Source organism: Myroides albus (assembly GCF_024722315.1).
GTDB classification, from domain to species: domain Bacteria; phylum Bacteroidota; class Bacteroidia; order Flavobacteriales; family Flavobacteriaceae; genus Flavobacterium; species Flavobacterium album_A.
Genome location: NZ_CP102754.1, coordinates 1,992,621 through 2,010,641 on the forward strand (window position 1 = coordinate 1,992,621; position 18,021 = coordinate 2,010,641).

15 protein-coding genes are annotated in these 18,021 nt (G+C 34.7%); 6 read left to right on the forward strand and 9 right to left on the reverse strand.

All coding sequences use genetic code 11. The features are described 5' to 3' along the window. Positions 1-268 precede the first annotated feature (268 nt). Both tmaT and NWE55_RS09190 read left to right on the forward strand, forming a co-directional pair. A complete protein-coding gene (tmaT, locus tag NWE55_RS09185; protein ID WP_155090986.1) occupies positions 269-1,858 on the forward strand; it encodes a trimethylamine transporter TmaT in 1,590 nt (529 codons plus the stop codon). A 2-nt stretch (positions 1,859-1,860) separates the two neighbouring features. Further along, positions 1,861-2,736 (forward strand): universal stress protein, encoded by an 876-nt coding sequence (locus NWE55_RS09190; protein ID WP_160339282.1) that lies wholly within the window; start codon positions 1,861-1,863, stop codon positions 2,734-2,736. 128 nt (positions 2,737-2,864) lie between these two features. Here the strand turns inward: NWE55_RS09190 and rsmG are convergent, their stop codons facing one another. Then, entirely contained in the window at positions 2,865-3,494 is a 630-nt protein-coding gene (gene rsmG / locus NWE55_RS09195; RefSeq protein WP_160339283.1) for a 16S rRNA (guanine(527)-N(7))-methyltransferase RsmG, read from the reverse strand. A gap of 116 nt (positions 3,495-3,610) precedes the next feature. On the opposite strand from rsmG, the gene NWE55_RS09200 reads away from it, so the two are divergent. Together NWE55_RS09200 and NWE55_RS09205 are read left to right on the forward strand one after the other, a co-directional pair. Continuing rightward, entirely contained in the window at positions 3,611-4,801 is a 1,191-nt protein-coding gene (locus tag NWE55_RS09200; RefSeq protein WP_155090983.1) for a pyridoxal phosphate-dependent aminotransferase, read from the forward strand. Positions 4,802-4,904: 103 nt separating this feature from the next. Beyond that, entirely contained in the window at positions 4,905-5,483 is a 579-nt protein-coding gene (locus NWE55_RS09205) for a Crp/Fnr family transcriptional regulator (protein WP_160339284.1), read from the forward strand. A gap of 78 nt (positions 5,484-5,561) precedes the next feature. Here NWE55_RS09205 and gpmI read toward each other — a convergent pair whose 3' ends face one another. After that, entirely contained in the window at positions 5,562-7,079 is a 1,518-nt protein-coding gene (gpmI, locus tag NWE55_RS09210) for a 2,3-bisphosphoglycerate-independent phosphoglycerate mutase (RefSeq protein ID WP_155090982.1), read from the reverse strand. 313 nt (positions 7,080-7,392) lie between these two features. On the opposite strand from gpmI, the gene NWE55_RS09215 reads away from it, so the two are divergent. Then, positions 7,393-8,154, forward strand: coding sequence for a murein L,D-transpeptidase catalytic domain family protein (locus tag NWE55_RS09215; RefSeq protein ID WP_155090981.1), 762 nt, complete (start codon positions 7,393-7,395; stop codon positions 8,152-8,154). A gap of 62 nt (positions 8,155-8,216) precedes the next feature. Here NWE55_RS09215 and NWE55_RS09220 read toward each other — a convergent pair whose 3' ends face one another. Then, entirely contained in the window at positions 8,217-9,809 is a 1,593-nt protein-coding gene (locus NWE55_RS09220) for a L,D-transpeptidase family protein (RefSeq protein ID WP_155090980.1), read from the reverse strand. A 260-nt stretch (positions 9,810-10,069) separates the two neighbouring features. Here NWE55_RS09220 and NWE55_RS09225 point away from each other — a divergent pair, with 260 nt between their 5' ends. After that, complete coding sequence (locus NWE55_RS09225; protein ID WP_155090979.1) at positions 10,070-11,950, forward strand: TonB-dependent receptor plug domain-containing protein; 1,881 nt, start codon at positions 10,070-10,072, stop codon at positions 11,948-11,950. A gap of 54 nt (positions 11,951-12,004) precedes the next feature. Here the strand turns inward: NWE55_RS09225 and NWE55_RS09230 are convergent, their stop codons facing one another. The 6 genes from NWE55_RS09230 to NWE55_RS09255 all read right to left on the reverse strand — a co-directional run bounded on the left by NWE55_RS09230 (position 12,005) and on the right by NWE55_RS09255 (position 18,019). Next, positions 12,005-12,652, reverse strand: coding sequence for a WG repeat-containing protein (locus NWE55_RS09230; RefSeq protein WP_155090978.1), 648 nt, complete (start codon positions 12,650-12,652; stop codon positions 12,005-12,007). 65 nt (positions 12,653-12,717) lie between these two features. Next, on the reverse strand, positions 12,718-13,464 hold the full coding sequence (locus tag NWE55_RS09235) for an SDR family NAD(P)-dependent oxidoreductase (protein ID WP_155090977.1): 747 nt from the start codon (positions 13,462-13,464) through the stop codon (positions 12,718-12,720). A gap of 18 nt (positions 13,465-13,482) precedes the next feature. Then, positions 13,483-15,771: a DUF748 domain-containing protein gene (locus NWE55_RS09240; protein WP_155090976.1), complete on the reverse strand. Its 2,289-nt coding sequence runs from the start codon at positions 15,769-15,771 to the stop codon at positions 13,483-13,485. Positions 15,772-15,826: 55 nt separating this feature from the next. Next, entirely contained in the window at positions 15,827-16,399 is a 573-nt protein-coding gene (locus NWE55_RS09245; RefSeq protein ID WP_155090975.1) for a pentapeptide repeat-containing protein, read from the reverse strand. An 87-nt stretch (positions 16,400-16,486) separates the two neighbouring features. Further along, a complete protein-coding gene (locus NWE55_RS09250; protein WP_155090974.1) occupies positions 16,487-17,629 on the reverse strand; it encodes a glutathionylspermidine synthase family protein in 1,143 nt (380 codons plus the stop codon). Between the two features lie 9 nt (positions 17,630-17,638). Further along, a complete protein-coding gene (locus NWE55_RS09255) occupies positions 17,639-18,019 on the reverse strand; it encodes a hypothetical protein (RefSeq protein ID WP_155091027.1) in 381 nt (126 codons plus the stop codon). Positions 18,020-18,021: the final 2 nt, after the last annotated feature.

Consider the following 18,021-nt stretch of genomic DNA (forward strand, 5'->3'; position numbering starts at 1 on the left):
TTTTTATTGGGAATGTATAATTATTGTTATTATACTACTTAAGTAAGAATACACTAACTATTTTGCTTTTATCTTTTTTCGACAATAGAGAAAAGTCCCTTTTTATTAGGATCGTTTTTTAAGAGACTATTAAACCATAACCACTTATTAAACGACTGAGTAAAAATATATCATCTATTTTGCTTTTATTATTTTTCGAATACTGAAAAATGATCCTTTTTATTTTAAAGTACTGGGTTATAATTATTAATTAAAAATAGTATAACTCATGTTTAAAAAATTAATTGACAATAAACAATTAGTCATTAATCCCCCTGTATTTATTACCTCTATTTTATTGATTATATCTCTAATAGCGGTTTGTTTGATTTTTCCAAATAAGGTAGGTGGATGGTTTCACGTGGCTCAATTAGCTGTTACCGAGAATTTCGGATGGTTTTTTGTAATCACTGTTAATATAATTTTGATTTTCGCGCTGTATTTAGCCTTTAGTAAGTTTGGAAGTATTCGCCTTGGAGGAGATGAGGCTGAACCAGAGTTTAGTCGTCCTTCGTGGTTTGCTATGCTATTTAGTACAGGTATGGGAATTGGAATTATGTTCTTTAGTATTGCGGAGCCTGTTTCCCATTTCTTTAATCCACCAAGAGCAGTTGATGGCGATATTGAAGCTGCAACTCAAGCTATGGAATTTACGGGTCTTCACTGGGGATTGCACGCTTGGGCTATTTATGCAATGGTAGGTCTTGCATTAGCTTTTTTTGGTTTCAATAGAAAACTCCCAATGACTTTCCGTTCTTTATTTTATCCTTTCTGGGGAGAAAAGATACACGGTTGGTGGGGACATATTATTGATATCTTATCGGCTTTAGCTACTGTTTTTGGATTGTCTACTTCTTTAGGTTTAGGTGTAACACAGATCTCAGCTGGTCTTAGCTATTTATACGGATGGGAAATCACGCCAGGTATCCAAGCTATTATTATCATCGGAGTAATTGGTATTGCTACTATATCCGTATTCTCTGGATTGGATAAAGGGGTTAAATTGTTGAGTAACGCCAATATGTATATAGCATCAGGTTTTATGCTATTGATTTTCATTTTGGGGCCTACTTTGTTTATTCTGAAAGGATATGTACAAAATACAGGAGCATATTTGGCTAATTTTATTGACATTAGTACTTGGAATGACACTTATCAAGGATCAGGTTGGCAGAATTCATGGACCATATTTTATTGGGCATGGTGGATTGCTTGGTCTCCATTCGTAGGTAGTTTTATTGCTAGAATCTCAAAAGGGCGTACAATTAAAGAGTTTATTCTCGGTGTATTAATTGTGCCAGGGTTGATTACGCTATTGTGGATGAACGTTTTTGGAGGAAGTGCTTTAGATACTATATTGTCGGGAGATTTAACAATGGTTACTGCTGTTAAGGAAGATATCTCTACTGCTTTGTTTGTGTTTTTAGAGAATTTCCCAATGACTAAGTTTTTGTCAATTATAGCAATTATTCTAATATTCTCTTTTTTCATTACATCTTCAGATTCAGGTTCTTTAGTAGTAGATAATATTACTTCAGGTAGCTATGGAAAATCACCTGTATGGCAAAGAGTCTTCTGGTCTTTTGCTCAAGGATTCATTGCGATTGTCCTACTATGGGGTGGAGGATTAGATGCCTTACAAACTGCTGTTATTATTACGGGATTACCTTTTGCTGTGATTTTGATAGTGATGTGTTATAGTTTACAGAAAGGTTTAAAAGAGGAGATGAATAAGAGAGATAAGAAATTAAAATCTAAACAAGAAAAGAGTTATAAGGATATTATCTCTGACTTATTAGATGAACAACAAAATAACTAATTATGACGACAGATAAAGCTTTACATATTTTGGTCGGAATCGACTTGTCAGAAATGGATCAGCACTTGATTGACTATATGGGTGTTTTAGATCATATTTTGAATATTGAGAAAATTACGTTTATACACAATTTAAAATTAGGTGAGTTGCCAAAAGAACTTGTGCAACCAGAAAGAATTGAGTTACTTAAAACTCGTATTGCAGAGAAAGTGAAACGCATGATAGGAAGTACAAGTGCGACTTATCAATATGAAGTACAAGTTCACTGTGAAAGTTATTCGGAAGTAGCTTTTATGAATATCACCAAGAAGCATCCCTTTGATTTGTTGGTGTTGGGTAATAAGCAAGAGTTAGAAGGGAATGGTGGATTAGCAGATAAGTTGGTGCGCATTATTCCTGCAGCAACGCTTCTTGTGCCAGAGACATATCAAACGCCTGTAACTACAATTATTGATGCTATTGACTTTTCGCGTTATACATCATTGATTATGGGGTGGGCAGATCGCTTCAAAAATAATTCTAAAGGACAAAAGATTGTGCATTCAGCAGTACACGTTTCTAAGTTTTATTGGGGATTCTATCCTACGATGACTGAAAAAGAATGGGAGAAGGCAACGAGAGAAGATATAAAGGAGAAACAAGATAAATGGAATAAGAAGTATGCAAACTATTCTGATATTGAGATTGTGCCTGCAGAGGACAAAAATATATCAGCCTCACTTATTCAGTACGCAAGAAGAAAGAAAGCAGATTTGATGATCTTAGGAGTAAAGGGATCTACTGGTATTAAGGAGATCTTCTTGGGAAGTGTTGCAAACCATTTGTTGCACAGACCTACTAATACCTGTTTGCTATTTGTAAAAGCTCCAAAGGCTTAATTTTTTGATTGAGGTAAGGTATGGCATTTTATGCGAGGTACTTGCTGCCTCAAAGAGAACAAGTATTACTTATTGTTCTATTCTCTATTTTAGACATTAAAAAAACCGATCAGATGATCGGTTTTTTATTATCCTTTATATTTAAGAGGAAGATAAACTACTTTTTTTGTATCAAAGAATTCGTTGTCAAAAATATTCTTTAAGTCAAATTGCACTGCTTTAGGGAAGTTTTGGAGTTCCTCTGTTAAGTCCCCTCCTTTTAGGTATAGGATACCATTATCAAATTCGTGTATGTTTTCTTTTTTGGTTTTGTGTCTTATCCAACTTACAAAATCAGGCATATTTGTAACAGCTCTACTGACAATGAAGTCAAACTTTTCGTCAATATTTTCAGCTCTTTTCTGTTCAGCTCTTACATTTTGAAGACCAAGTGCTTTTACCACTTCATTGACAACGCGTATTTTCTTAGCAATGATGTCGATTAAGTAAAAATTAGTTTCCGGATATAAGATAGCTAAAGGTATTCCAGGAAATCCTCCACCAGTACCTACATCTAAAATAGAAGCCCCTGGTTTAAACTCCATTACTTTGGCAATTCCTAAAGAATGTAAGATATGTTTGGTATACAATTCGTGTATATCTTTTCTTGAGATGACATTGATTTTAGCATTCCAGTCCGTATAGACTTCTTCTAACTTTTCAAACTGTTCGATTTGCTCGGGAGTAAGATTAGGGAAATATTTTAAAATTTCTTCCATGACTATATTTTTGGCAAAAATAGGCTTTTTATTGGTAAAATTAGCTGAGTTAAACTATTTATGAGTTATTATAATTACCTTTGGTATATTGAATATCGAAAAACAATAGTAGAGATATGAATAGTAAATTTTTATCTGATAGAATTAATAATCTAACAACATCTCAGACTTTGGCTATGGCAGCTAAAGCTCGTGAGTTAAAAGCACAAGGGATAGACGTGATTAGTTTAAGCCTTGGTGAACCTGACTTTAATGCTCCTGAATTTATTAAAGAAGCAGCAATACAAGCAATTAAAGACAACTACAGTAAATATCCCCCAGTAGATGGATATCTTGAGTTAAGAGAAGCTATCAGCAAAAAGTTTAAAAGAGATAATAACTTAACGTATGCTCCGAATCAAATTGTTGTGTCAACTGGAGCTAAGCAATCATTATATAATGTAGCTCATGTGATGATCAACCCAGGAGAGGAAGTTGTTATTCCTGCACCGTATTGGGTAAGTTATGCAGAGATAGTGAAAATGGCTGGAGGTATTCCAGTGGAAGTTCCAACATCAATCGAGAGCGATTTTAAGATCACACCTGATCAATTAGAACAAGCTATTACACCTAAGACAAAGATGATCTGGTTTTGTTCTCCTTGTAATCCAAGTGGTTCTGTGTATAGTAAAGAGGAGTTTGAAGCACTTGCTAAAGTTTTAGATAAGTATCCGAATATTTTTATCTTATCTGATGAGATTTACGAGCACATTAACTTTACTGGATCACACTGTAGTATTGGTACTATTGGTAACTTAATTGAGCGTACAATTACAGTGAATGGTATTGCAAAGGCATTTGCAATGACTGGATACCGCATAGGATATATTGGAGCACCTGAATTTATTGCTAAAGCATGTACTAAAATGCAAGGTCAAGTTACTTCTGGAGCTAATAGTATTGCTCAACGTGCTACTATAACTGCTGTGGAGGCTGATCCAAGTGTTCTGAAGGATATGGTAAGTGCTTTTAAGAAAAGAAGAGATTTAGTAGTTGGACTATTAAACGAAATACCAGGAGTTAAAATTAACGTACCTGAGGGAGCTTTTTATGTGTTCCCAGATGTTTCTTCGTTTTTTGGGAAAACATTGCATGGCGTTAAGATAAATAATGCCGACGACCTTTCTATGTACTTATTAGAAAAGGCAAACGTTGCCACTGTAACAGGTGAAGCTTTTGGTAATCCAAACTGTATACGTATGTCTTATGCAACAAGTGAAGATCAATTGAAAGAAGCTTTTAGACGAATTAAAGAAGCTCTAAAATAACAAAGAGATATAATCTTTATGTTAAAGCCTCACTAAAGTGGGGCTTTTCTTATATGTATATAGTATTTATTTTTTATTTTTAGAGAAGTAAAATTTATAAGTTGTGGATTTATTATTAAAGAGCATTGCCAATCATGTTAAACTAACAAAGGAGGAAGAGCAAATAGTTTTAGAATCTTTTACCATAACAAGATATCCCGCCAAAACAAAACTGCTAAATGCTGGAGAAGTTTGCATTAATTCATCATTTGTGATTTCGGGTATTTTGCGAAATTACTGTATGGATGATCAAACAGTTGAGCATACGATGAGTTTTGCAACAACAGGTTGGTGGATGGCAGATATGTATAGCTTCTTATCTCAAGAGCCTGGCCAGTCCTATATTGAAGTCGTAGAAGATGCTATCGTAATGACCTTGACAAGAGATCACCAATTATCGCTTTTTGATCGTGTTCCCAAAATGGAACGTTATTTTCGCATATTGATAGAGCGTTCTTTAGTAGCTAATCAACAGCGCTTAATGGATAATATGTCTTTATCTGCTGAAGTTCGATACGAGCGTTTCTGTGAGCGTTTTCCTACTATTAAATTCTGTCTTCCTCAAAAGCAAATTGCTTCTTATTTGGGAATCACACCTGAGTTCTTTAGTAAAATGAAAAAGAGAATGTTACAGGGTAAGTAAATTAGTCAATTTTTTGATGTATATAAGTAAAAAGACCATGCAAGTTATTGCATGGTCTTTTTCGTATGTTGTAATCTTTTATACCAAAGAATGTCTTGTCATTTCTTTTGGTTGAGGTACGCCCATTAATTTTAAAATAGTAGGGGCTAAGTCACCAAGAACACCGTCTTTTACTTCTTTAATGTCTTTATCAACTATGATAATAGGAACAGGATTAGTTGTGTGTGCTGTATTAGGAGTTCCATCTGGGTTAATCATAACCTCACAATTTCCGTGGTCTGCTAATATAATCACAGTGTAATCATTGTCAACTGCTGTTGTAACAACCTCTTCAACACATTTATCAACAGCCTCACAAGCTTTAATAGCAGCAGACATTACGCCAGTATGTCCAACCATATCTCCATTGGCAAAGTTCAAACAAACAAAGTCAACCTCTCCTTTTTTAAGTTCTGGTACAAGTGCATCTTTTAAATCAAAAGCACTCATTTCTGGTTTGAGGTCATATGTTGCAACTTTAGGAGAAGGACATAGGATACGTTGCTCTCCCTCAAAAGGCAACTCTCTACCACCAGAGAAGAAGAATGTTACGTGTGGGTATTTCTCTGTTTCAGCGATACGAATCTGCTTTTTACCGTGTTTTTCAAGGATTTCTCCTAATGTATTGTGAAGGTTTTCTTTGTCGTAAACCACTTTTACATTTTTAAAGGTATCATCATAATTAGTTAAAGTAACAAAGTACAATGGCAGTTTTTTCATGTCGTGCTCAGGATGATCTACTTGAGATAATACTTGAGATAACTCACGACCTCTATCTGTACGGAAGTTAAAGAAGATAACTACGTCGTCTGCTTCCACATTGCCAATCGGTTTATCGTTTTGATCTACCATTACAATTGGTTTTATAAACTCATCTGTAATGTCATTTGCATAACTTGCTTTTATGCTTTCAATAGCATTTGTTGAATGTTCTCCCTGACCGTTTACGATAAGGTGATAAGCTAAGGCAACTCTTTCCCATCGTTTATCTCTATCCATTGCATAATAACGGCCTATGATTGAAGCAAGTTTACCAGAGGTTCCCTCAAGGTTCTTCTCTAAGTTTGTTACGTGTTTTACACCTGATTTTGGATCTACGTCACGTCCATCTGTAAAAGCGTGTACAAATACATCTTTTACTCCAGCATCTGAAGCGGCATTTACTAGACCGTAAAGATGTTGTTCATGCGAGTGTACTCCACCATCAGAAAGCAGTCCTAAAAAGTGAACTTTCTTATTATTTTTCTTAGCATATTCAAATGCTTTAACTAATTCTGGTTCTTTGGCAATTTCATTGTTTTCTACTGCCATGTTGATTTTTACAAGGTCTTGGTAAACAATTCGCCCAGCTCCTAAGTTCATGTGTCCTACTTCAGAGTTCCCCATTTGCCCTTTTGGTAGTCCCACATTTAGTCCATCAGTAAGAACGAATGTATTAGGATATTTTGTGTATAATGAATCTATAAAAGGTGTTTTAGCAAATTCTATAGCAGATACTTTTGGATCTTGTGTTTGTCCCCATCCATCCAAAATCATTAAGATTACTTTTTTATTCATAGCCTTAAAATTTAATTATAACTTCATTGTGTTATACAAAGTTACGTATAGTTATCAAATTAGTAGATTGTTTCCTCCTTAATTCTGTTAGACTTTTATTTTTTTCGAATCTGTAACTGATATTGCTTAATTCTATTTTTATTAACCAAAAATGGCCCGATATTTTCTAAGTTGTTGAAATATAGTTGGAAGTGTTGCGTTTTAGTAGTAGTTATTTAGTAACACATTTATAAAATTGTAGGAAAGTTTAAAAGATATTTTATAAATTTACGTTTCTATAAAAATTTTAACCCTAAAAAAGAATAATGAATTAATGAGAACAAAGTTTATTGCTTTATTTGTATTGACGTTTTCTATTGTTGGAGCTGGTCGTACAAATTATGAGAGAAATTGGACAAATGTAGAGACAATTAACTTAGTGAATGAAGTTGATGTTGCGAATACAAGAGAATTAGAAGAGATCAAAAGTGAGGATAGTTTTGAAAGTTTGGCAACTTCAACGTATAACTCCCTTACTTTAAATTCATATGAAGCTCCTTCTTTAAAGGTTTTTAGTACGGCTTTGCGCGGCTATTATAAGATGGTTGAGAATGGTGAAATATTAAACACTAAGTTGACAATCGTCGATTTTAGTTTATCTTCCTCACAACAGCGCTTATGGGTTATTGATATGGATTCGAATGAGGTTGTTCTACAGTCGTACGTTGCACATGGCAAAAAGACGGGTGATGAATATGCTACTGCTTTTTCTAACCGAATAAATTCACATATGAGTAGTTTAGGGTTCTACAAAACAGGTGAAACATATACAGGTCGCAATGGGTTTTCATTGCGATTGGATGGAGTAGAAAGAGGGATTAATGACAATGCAAGAGCAAGAGCAATTGTTGTTCACGGAGCAGACTATGCTTCTGAAGACCTTGTAAGAGCGCAAGGAAAATTGGGTAGAAGTTATGGTTGCCCTGCAGTTCCAGTAGAAGTGAATGATACTTTGATAGAGTTAATTAAAGGTAAATCATGTCTTTTTATTTACCATCCTAATAAAGACTATCAAGTAAAGTCAAGAATAGTTTAGTTTTTTAGTGTAAAACGTTTATATATAAAAAGCAGTTCATCGTGAACTGCTTTTTTATTGGGCTATTGTAATTTTTTATATAAATCAGAGTCAAAGTTGTATACATCTCTGTACTCTTTAATATTTCCTTTCTTATCCACTTGTATTGTCCAATACAATTGATGTACATGAACTGGTATTTCCGATACTTTAAAGTTAGTCGTTTTGTGCGATTTTATGATTTCGTCTACTTTTTCTTTTGATATATCATTCTCTTGTACTTGAAATATAAATTCGGCCAAATCAAATGGGTCTTGTACTCGAACGCAACCTGAACTCATATTTCTATTTTCTCGGTTAAAATAAGCGTGATTTGGCGTATCGTGTAAATATACGGCATGATTGTTATTGAACATAAACTTGATGCGGCCCAATGTATTTCCTGGACCTCCTTTTTGCACATATCGATATGAACCGTATTTGTCCGCATTCCACTCTTTTGGATCTACTGCTTTTCCTGTTGATTTATCGTAGATTGTAAAGTTTCTTTTGCCAAAATAAGTTGAGTCTGTGGCTGCTTTGGGTGCCATATCATTTTTTAAAATAGTTGGTGGCACTGTCCAAGTTGGGTTCATTGAGATATTAGTCAATGTGGAGGTAAGAATTGGTGTTTTACGCGCTGTAGTTCCCACAATTACTTTATGTTCTTTTATTGTGTCCTTATTAGAAACAGTAACCAAATTAAACCCAGCTATATTTACCAAGATATAATGATCACCAAAAGTTCTTGGAAACCAACGCCATCTTTCAAGGTTTACGATTAGCTTTTCTTTTATTCTATTTTCTTCATTGTCAATGGCCTTAATAAGATTTACATCAAGCTTGTTCGAAACTGGCAATTTCTTAGCTGTTTGAAGCTGCTTTACAGTAGTTTCTAAACCTTGATCGTATACGTTGTCTATTTTCAAAGAGTCTGCATATAAAGACAGAAATGACAAGTGTTTCTTGATTGTTTCTATTCCCTGTACTGTATCATTGACATTCACGTTTTGGGTGATAGGGTGCAAAGTATCTTTTTGTAAATGATACAAATCTTCCAACTTTTGTTTCAGATAAGTATATTCTTTATGTACAGGGCGCAGACTATCAAAGGTTGTAACAATAGCTCTATTGTCAAGAGCGAGTAGCATAGTGGCCTCAGCATTTAACTCTTTTCGATCTAAATCCCAATCTTTAGATAGGCGCTTTGGGTTCAGTACGCCATTGAAGAAATTATTTGCATTCAAAACAAAGCTCTTACTGAAAAGAATATCCGCTCTTGTTTTTGCTTGATCATCTAAGTCAGCGTAATTCGCATGATAGTATTTCAAGCTATCAATTTGCAAGTTCTTATTCTGAATGATACCTTCTTTGTAATTATCATTTATAATCTGAATTAACTGAGCTCTGTTGTCTTTGTCAAACCAAGCTGATTTATTGTCATTTAGTGCATAAAACGACTGCACATTTTCGCTCTGTTTAGATAGGATAATACTGTCCATAACAATAGCAGCCTTATAGTCTAAAGGTTGAACTTTAATGCTGTCGTTGTAGACAATTTGCATTTGCTGAGCCACTGGTTTCTTGCACGCAGTATAGAAAATCAGCAAGGGTATTAGATAGTATAAGTTTTTCATTTTAAGAAAATAATACTAAAATTAGTAATAATTTTTAATTTTAAATGATTTATTTTATTATAGTCTGAAATTGTGCAGTTTAGCAATTTTCGCCATGAGGGTTATCCGTTTGTTTACATTATTAGAATTTTAGGGATACAAAGTGGACTATGCTAAAATTAAAAACCGGACTATTCGCTTTAGCTGTTCTCCCTGTAAGTTTGCACTGTGATTCATTGTGAAGATCAACAGGATAAACTAACGATTGAAATAAATACAAAATGAAAAGATTTCTAATTACTTCGGTGATTGTATTTAGTTATTTGGCTGCAAATGCACAAGTACAAGAAAGAGAAGATAGAATAGACGATTCTACAAAGATTGAGGAAATAGTTATTTATAATCAGCGCCTTCAGCTGCCAAGTACCTTAAAGAATAGGAATATTACCATTATAGGTCAAGAGGAAATTAAACAACTTCCTGTTTCTTCTGTCAATGAGCTATTAAGTTATAGTGCTGGGGTTGATATTCGTCAACGTGGTCCATTTGGTACTCAAGCGGATTTGAGCATAGACGGAGGTAGTTTCGAACAAAATGTATTGTTGTTAAATGGACAAAAAATTTCTGATCCACAAACAGGACACAATAGCTTAAATATACCTATACCTTTAGAGGCGATTGAACGCATCGAGATTGTGCGTGGACCATCTGCTCGCTTGTATGGTATCAATAGCTTGACAGGAGTAGTTAATATCGTAACTAAGAACCCAAAGAAAGATGGTTTATTTGCTCATGTATATGGCGGTACAAACTTTAAGAAGGACAAAGAGGATGATCACGGTGAGGTTTTTAATGGGAGAGGAGTTCAAGTAGGCGGTACTTTGCTGAAAGAGAAGAGCAACCATATGTTGTTTGGTAGTCATGATTCGGGAAATGGCTATCGCTACAATACTGCTTATCACAATAACAAAGCCTTTTATCAAGGTAACTTTGTACCTAACGAGAATAACAGTATAATGGTGTTAGGAGGATATGCGAGAAGCTCTTTTGGAGCTAATGGTTTTTATGCTGCCCCAGGTGATAAAGAGTCAAAAGAAATTGTATCAACGACAATGTTTAATATTAGTTCAAGACATTATTTGAGTGATCGTTTTACACTTATGCCAAGTGTGGCTTATCGCTATAATTTTGATGATTATCAGTATTTTAGACATAATTTAGATGTAGCGAGAAGTAGACATTACTCGCATGCAATAACATCTAATCTACGAGGGGAATATCTTGCTGATTTCGCTAAGATTTCATTTGGAGGAGAGATGAGATATGAAGAGATAAACTCTACGAATATTGGCGATCACAGTAAGACAAATTATGGAATGTATGCGGAATTACAACGAGAGTTTTTTGATCGTTTAGACATCAATGTAGGAGCTTATGTCAATTACAATACGAAGTATGGTTGGGAATTCTTTCCAGGTGTAGATGCAAGTTATACTATCAACGAGAATTGGAAAGCTTTGTTTAATGCAGGTACAGCAAGTAGAATACCGAGCTTTACGGATTTGTATTTAGATCAAAGACCGGGTAATATTGGAAATCCTGATTTAGAACCAGAAAAAGCTTATCAGATTGAGTTAGGAGGTAAGTTTCAAAAGAATAGGTTGAGTGTTGAAGCATTTGCTTTCTACCGAGATATCAACGACTTTATTGACTGGGTGAGAGTAGATGTTTCAAATCCTTATCAGCCATATAATGCAATGAAGAATAAGACAAAAGGATTTAATACTAGAGCAAACTATCTTATCGGTAAAGGAGTTTCTAAATGGAATATAGGGATGTCCTACACCTATTTAGATCCAAAAGTTGAGAACAAGGATAGTGAAAAGTTATCTAAGTACGCTATTGAGAGTTTGCGCAACCAATTTGTAGCTTCAGTTAATTACAGTTATAAAAACTTTAGTGCGACATTGGTAAATCGCTACAGTGAACGCATTAGTTATAAGAGCTATTGGATTAATGATATTCGACTAAATTACAATGTAAAGAATTACAGCTTTTACTTAGATGCACAAAATATATTTGATACCACTTATATTGAAGCAGGAGCTGTCCCTATGCCAGGTAGATGGTTTTCAGTAGGAGTCAAGTTTAATGGGCTTTAATAGACCAGGGCTATAAAAAAACGGGAATAGTAAGTTCCCGTTTTTTTATACCCATCAATCCGCTATTTTTACTCCTTTTTTATTGATAATAAACGATTGAAATCTCACTTCTACCTGTGCTTGTCCATCTTCAAAATTACTTGCGTAATCGTATTGAAATGGAATGGCGATTTTGCCTTTTTTGTTGATGTATCCAAACAAATTGTCTTTGGATGCCAAGACCAGACCATCAGAAAAACTTCCGACGTATTCAAAAGATGGCTCTATAACCACTTCACCTAATGTGTTGAAAAAGCCCCATAAGCCATTTTCATAGAAAGCAATCATCCCTTCACTGCTTGTTTGTAATTCTTCATATTGAAAGGGAATAATTATTTCTCCTTTATTATTTATAGCACCTTGAAGGTCATCAAAGGTGACAATAGATAGATTATCTACAAATGATTCAATTTGTGAGAACATCGGCTCCATAAATAGTTCTCCAGTCTTTTTCTTTATGCCAAAAAGAGCTAAGTCGGAATCTTGAAACCAACGTAAGTTATTTTTGAATTTAAAATCAGGATCATTCTTTAAATCAATAAAAACAGTATCTACTTTTACTGTTATTTCCGATTTAATATCTAATTGTGCATGAATTGTTTCAGCCCAACTAACATTGCAATATAGCCCTATAAAAAGTCCTATGGCTATTATTTTTTTCATTCTATAAAAATTGAATTACAGTGAGTTTTATTGCTGTAAAGTTATGTGATTTCCCAGTATTTTTTTTACTTTTTATTAAATACAGTTGGTCCAGCTTGTGCTTTTGGAAATATAGTCATATCTGCTATTTGAACGTGCTCTGGCGCATTAACTGCGTAGGCGATTGCATGGGCAATGTCTTCTGCCAAAAGGGGAGTATATCCTTCGTAAACTTTTGAGGCTCTATCTTTATCTCCTTTAAATCGAATGAGAGAAAACTCTGTTTCAACAGCTCCAGGGGCAACATTCGTAACTTTAATGCCGGTATTGACTAAGTCTAAACGCAGACCTTTCGAAATAGATTCTACAGCTGATTTAGAAGCACAATACACAGTCCCATTTTGATAGGTTTCTTTACCAGCAATAGAGGATAGGTTGATGATGTGTCCACTTTGTCCCAATAGCATTAAAGGGAGAATTGCTTTCGTTACGTAAATAAGACCTTTGACATTAATGTCAATCATCGCTTCCAGGTCATCGAGTTCAGCATCTTGGAAAGTCGATAGGCCATGTGCATTCCCTGCATTATTGATTAAAACATCGATCTTTTGCCATTCTTTTGGCAAAGATTGGATTGCCTCATTTACTTGTCGCTTATCGCTAACGTCGAAAGTCAGTGTTTGAACTTCTGTTTGAGAAGAAAGTTCTCTTTTCAATTCCTCTAATTTATCTGATCTTCTTCCGCACAATATTAGTCTGTAATTGTTAGCTAATGCAATAGCTGTTGCTTTTCCTATGCCAGAAGTAGCACCAGTAATGAAGGCTGTTTTCATAATAGTCTTTTTTAGTGGTTATAATATGGTTTGCTTTAAACCTTGTAGAATACATAACCAAAGGTAGTTAAAGAAAGACTTTTCTTCAACTTTTTGAACCTTTTTGATATTTACCGTTTTTAGCTCTCCTTTAGAGTTATCGCGAATGATTAGGTTACCTAATGCAGAGAGTACTTTTTTCTTTGCTTTGCCATCTTTACGGTAAATAGTTACTCTTAAGTTTTGGTATTTCATACCGAATGTACCTGTAGCGACTTTGGCATCTCCTGAGAAATTAAACTGCACAAGTTCAAGTTTTCCATCTGTGGAGGCTTTGACATAAGGTTGTAGGAAGGGCTGCATCGCAGTAGCAGGGAAATTTTTTACAGTTCCCTTAATATTAAATTTATCAGCTCTATTCAGAATATTAAATGACCAATCTACATGTAGAGGTGCTGCATTCATAAAGTTGGCATCTACGGATATAGTTGTTAGTGGTAGTTTTTTCTTGTTGTATCCACTGGCTAAGTTCTTAATATTTGCAGTGAAATTACCAAGTGTAATTTTACCCGGTGCTACTGCTTTAGCATCGCTTTCTTCATATACCAAATGCGATTTTCTTATGCGTACTTCATCTATTCTTAACCCAAAGTTGATGTCGCGTAGCTTTTTGCTAAACATCGACTTATTACTCATGTTATGAGGAGGTATTTTATCTCTATAGATGTTTGCATTTAGTTGGTCTAACTGCAAGAGTTTTGTATTAAAAAAAACAACTCCTTTCTCGTCAAATCCCCATTCGTAGTCTGTCAAAGAAATTTCTTTCGCTTTTAACCTGAAAATATCATCGGCGTACTTGAATGTTTTGACCATTTGCTTGCGAGACATTTTAGGGTTCATCACAAAGTTATTAAAGGACATCGTATGATTGGAAATGGCTATATTATCCATTTCTATTTGGTAATACTTACCAGAGTCAAAATTTACTTTACGTGTTTTGAACTGCGTTTCTCCATAGGCAAATGGCAATTTGTTAACAGCTGTTAGCGGAGTGATATAGATGTCTTTAATAACCGCACTAACACTATCTACAGATAGTTTATTTTGTTTGTTGTTGTTTTCTTTTATTACAAAGTTTGTATTGCTAACGGTCAGAGAATCTATTTTGACTATATCTAAGATCTTTTTTCCCTTTGCTTTTGGAGTGATTAATTTACGTTGTGGTATATGTGTTACTTCAGCATTATCGACTGCTATTGAACCGATATGCAATGTATCGTTTACTTTGTTGACAATGCTCTTAATTTTTATATTCGTGTGTTCAGATTTCCAAGCATCCAAAGAGTTAAATGCAAAGTCCTCTATTGCAATTTTGTTTATACTTAGATCAAAAGGGACGAGCTTGGGTAGGGCTGTTTCTAATTCTGTTTGCTCTTTTTTGTCCGTTTTTTGCTTTTTATTAAGTAGCCCAAACTTTGCTGATTTAGTGTTGATTTCGTCTATAGTGACATAGAACTCATCCATGTTCTTATATCCCCAATCGACTTTGGATAAGTGTAGCGTTGGTATTTTTAACAAGAGGATGTTTTCGTTAATCGCGTCAATATGTTCGTGACTCTTTTGCAAGGGCTTAATGCGGATACTATCTGCTTGAATGTCCGTTGTAGTGATATTTACTTTACCGATAGTTAAACTGTGTCTGTCATTTAGTCGATTGTATACAGAGTCACTACTCATGCTATAAGAGGTATAGGTAAAGGGGATAGGTTTGTCTTTCGTTTCTTGTCCAAAATGTACACCTTCTACTTTACTCGAAAAATTGTAGATTTGATTGATGATATGTCCACCTTTAAGACTTTTGATAACTACATCAGCATGGTTTACTTTGATTTTAGAAATATCTATACCTGCAGTTAGTTTAGTAGATTGATTCTCTTGTATACTGTCACTTTCGCTTTTCCATACGGTGATATAAGGCCGATCAAGTTCGATGCGATTAGCTATTAAATTGTGCTGTTTCAGCAGCGTCCAGATTTCTACTCCCTGTATGAAAATAGAGGATATATTTCCTTCAATACGCGTTGCTTGCTTGTCTTTTAAAATTTGATGAGGTGTTAGCTCAATGTCTTTAATCGTAAGTTTTCGAAGTGCAAGTGAGTATTCTACTTTGCCGTACTTTAGGTTATAGGGAGTATTGTTCTTTTCGGTGATTATCTTTGGAAGTTCAGTGTGAATAAAATGGTTCACATAGTTCTGTCCTACTGCGTATAAAACGAATAAAATGGCGACAATTAGGAGATACTTATATGATTTTTTTATTACTCTCATGAACTTATTGGTATTTACTGATAACTAAAGTAATAGAAATAATAGAGATATTCTATTATTTTAGTACTAATTGGTATTTTATCAATAAACCTGCCAAACCATCTTTAGAGAAAATTGCTTTTTTGATTTTGGTAAACTGTGGGTCAATATCGTAATTGTAACTTGTGTAGAAATCTGCGCGTTCAGCGTTTGCTTTGTGGAAGACAGCGCGATATAAATTGCAATTGTCAAACATAGCCATAGTCAAATCAGCATCTGAAAAATCAACACTAATCATACTACAGTTGGTAAACATCTGATTCTTTAGTTTAAGACCATAGAATTGCGTGAACTCTAAATTGCAATCTGTAAAGGTAAAGTCAAAGATCGTTTGATCCATCATGGAAAAGTTTACCCTTGTAAAATTGGTATTGAAAAAATGACAAGTTCTGAAGCCAATATGACCTATTTGCGCATCTTTAAAATTGCAATGTCTAAAGTTGCAATCCATAAATATAGTAGCAAGGAAAGAACATTGCGTAAAATCGCAATTGATAAATTGACAGTTTTCAAACTCTTTGAAGGAAATATCGTGAGGATTAAAGACTACATTCTCATAAGTCTTGTCGTAAATAAATTCTGATGTCATGGTTTATGGATTAGTAAGTATGTGTTTCGTCAAGAAACATTTGGGTTGATAAAAAAAGCTGATATCGTTGTTATCAGCTTTAATAAATTATTCTATGATATGAGGGATAAACCTACTTTTGTCTGTTGTAATTAGTCGATTACTCTCTCTAAAGGTGATGCCACATGGTTCTTGTCCGATGATCCAGCTTCCGATGATAGAGTATCCTGTATTTTCTCGATGTAGTTTTGCTAATGCTTGGCAGATGTATCCTTCCTCACCATATTCACCTGGTGTAGCCTCTGTAATCTTTCCATTTTGATAGAGGGTAACATTTGCACCTTCTCTTGACAATAGCGGTTTTTTTACATAATCTAACATACCATTTGGCTCGTCAAAGTAAGCCTCCAATAAAAGGGGGTGATTCGGATATAGCTTCCATAGAATAGGCATTATAGCCTTATTCGACAACAGCATTTTCCACGAAGGCTCAATCCAGTTTGCTTCAGCCATATCATTTGGAATATGTAAGGCAAATTGCTCATAGATTAACCACTCCCAAGGATAAAGTTTGAAAATATCAGTAATTACTTCATCCTCTAAGTCTGTAAAAGTTTCTCCATCCCATCCGATGTCTTCTACGAATATCAGCTTGGTATTAATACCTGCTTGTATGGCACAATCTCTTAGATACTCTACATTTGTAAGATCTTCTAAGTGTTCTTTTATACAACTAAAGTGGAGGGTGTTTCCTTTTAAGTATGGTTTAAGGTCTTTCCACGTTTGTATTAATTGGTCGTGTACAGAATTAAATTGATCTACTCTATTTCCAAAGTAGTGTTGCATCCACTGCCATTGGATAACACCTGTTTCGAAAAGGGAAGTAGGTGTATCTGCATTAAACTCCAATACTTTTAATCGATTTGTCTCCTTGTCGTAGGCAAAGTCAAAACGGCCATATAAGCTCGGAACATCATTTTCCCAACTTTTCTCAATGTGCTCTTGCATGAAAAGTGGAATTTGAAAATGATCGTATAACTTATGGCTGATTACATATTCTACTGCTTCAAGGCACATGGTCCACAAGTCTGCGGTAGCCTCAAATATTTGATTGGCAAAATCTTCAGATATACTGTAATAATATTCTTCAATCCAATAAGGAATGTTGTTATCGTCTGTGTGAAAGCCAAAGCCATTATCCTCTAATCTCTTTTGCCAATCACGGTCAGTCGTTAAATATTTAATTTTCATTTAAGTTCATTAAGATGTTGCACCACTGGATTTAACTTTAGATGTATTTCCAAAGCCTCCTCTTGTCGTTTGTGTCTTTTTTACAGCATTTGCTTTTGCAGTATTTGTTCCAACATTGGATTGTTGGTGTAAGCCTGGACTTGTATAACCAAGGCCACCGCCTCCCATCATTGGACGAAATGCCATATACCAAAGTAAGGCGCTCCCCATTCCACCTCCATGGCTACGTTGATTTTCATATTGTTCAGTTACCTCAGTATAAGGAGCTGAACTATCAGCACGCATATAAACACGTTGAACATCTCCTTTTTGTTCTTCTACTTTAGAACAAGAAGCTAAAGCTGCTGTGATTAAAACTAAGCTGACTGCTTTACTACTTTTTCTTTTCATCA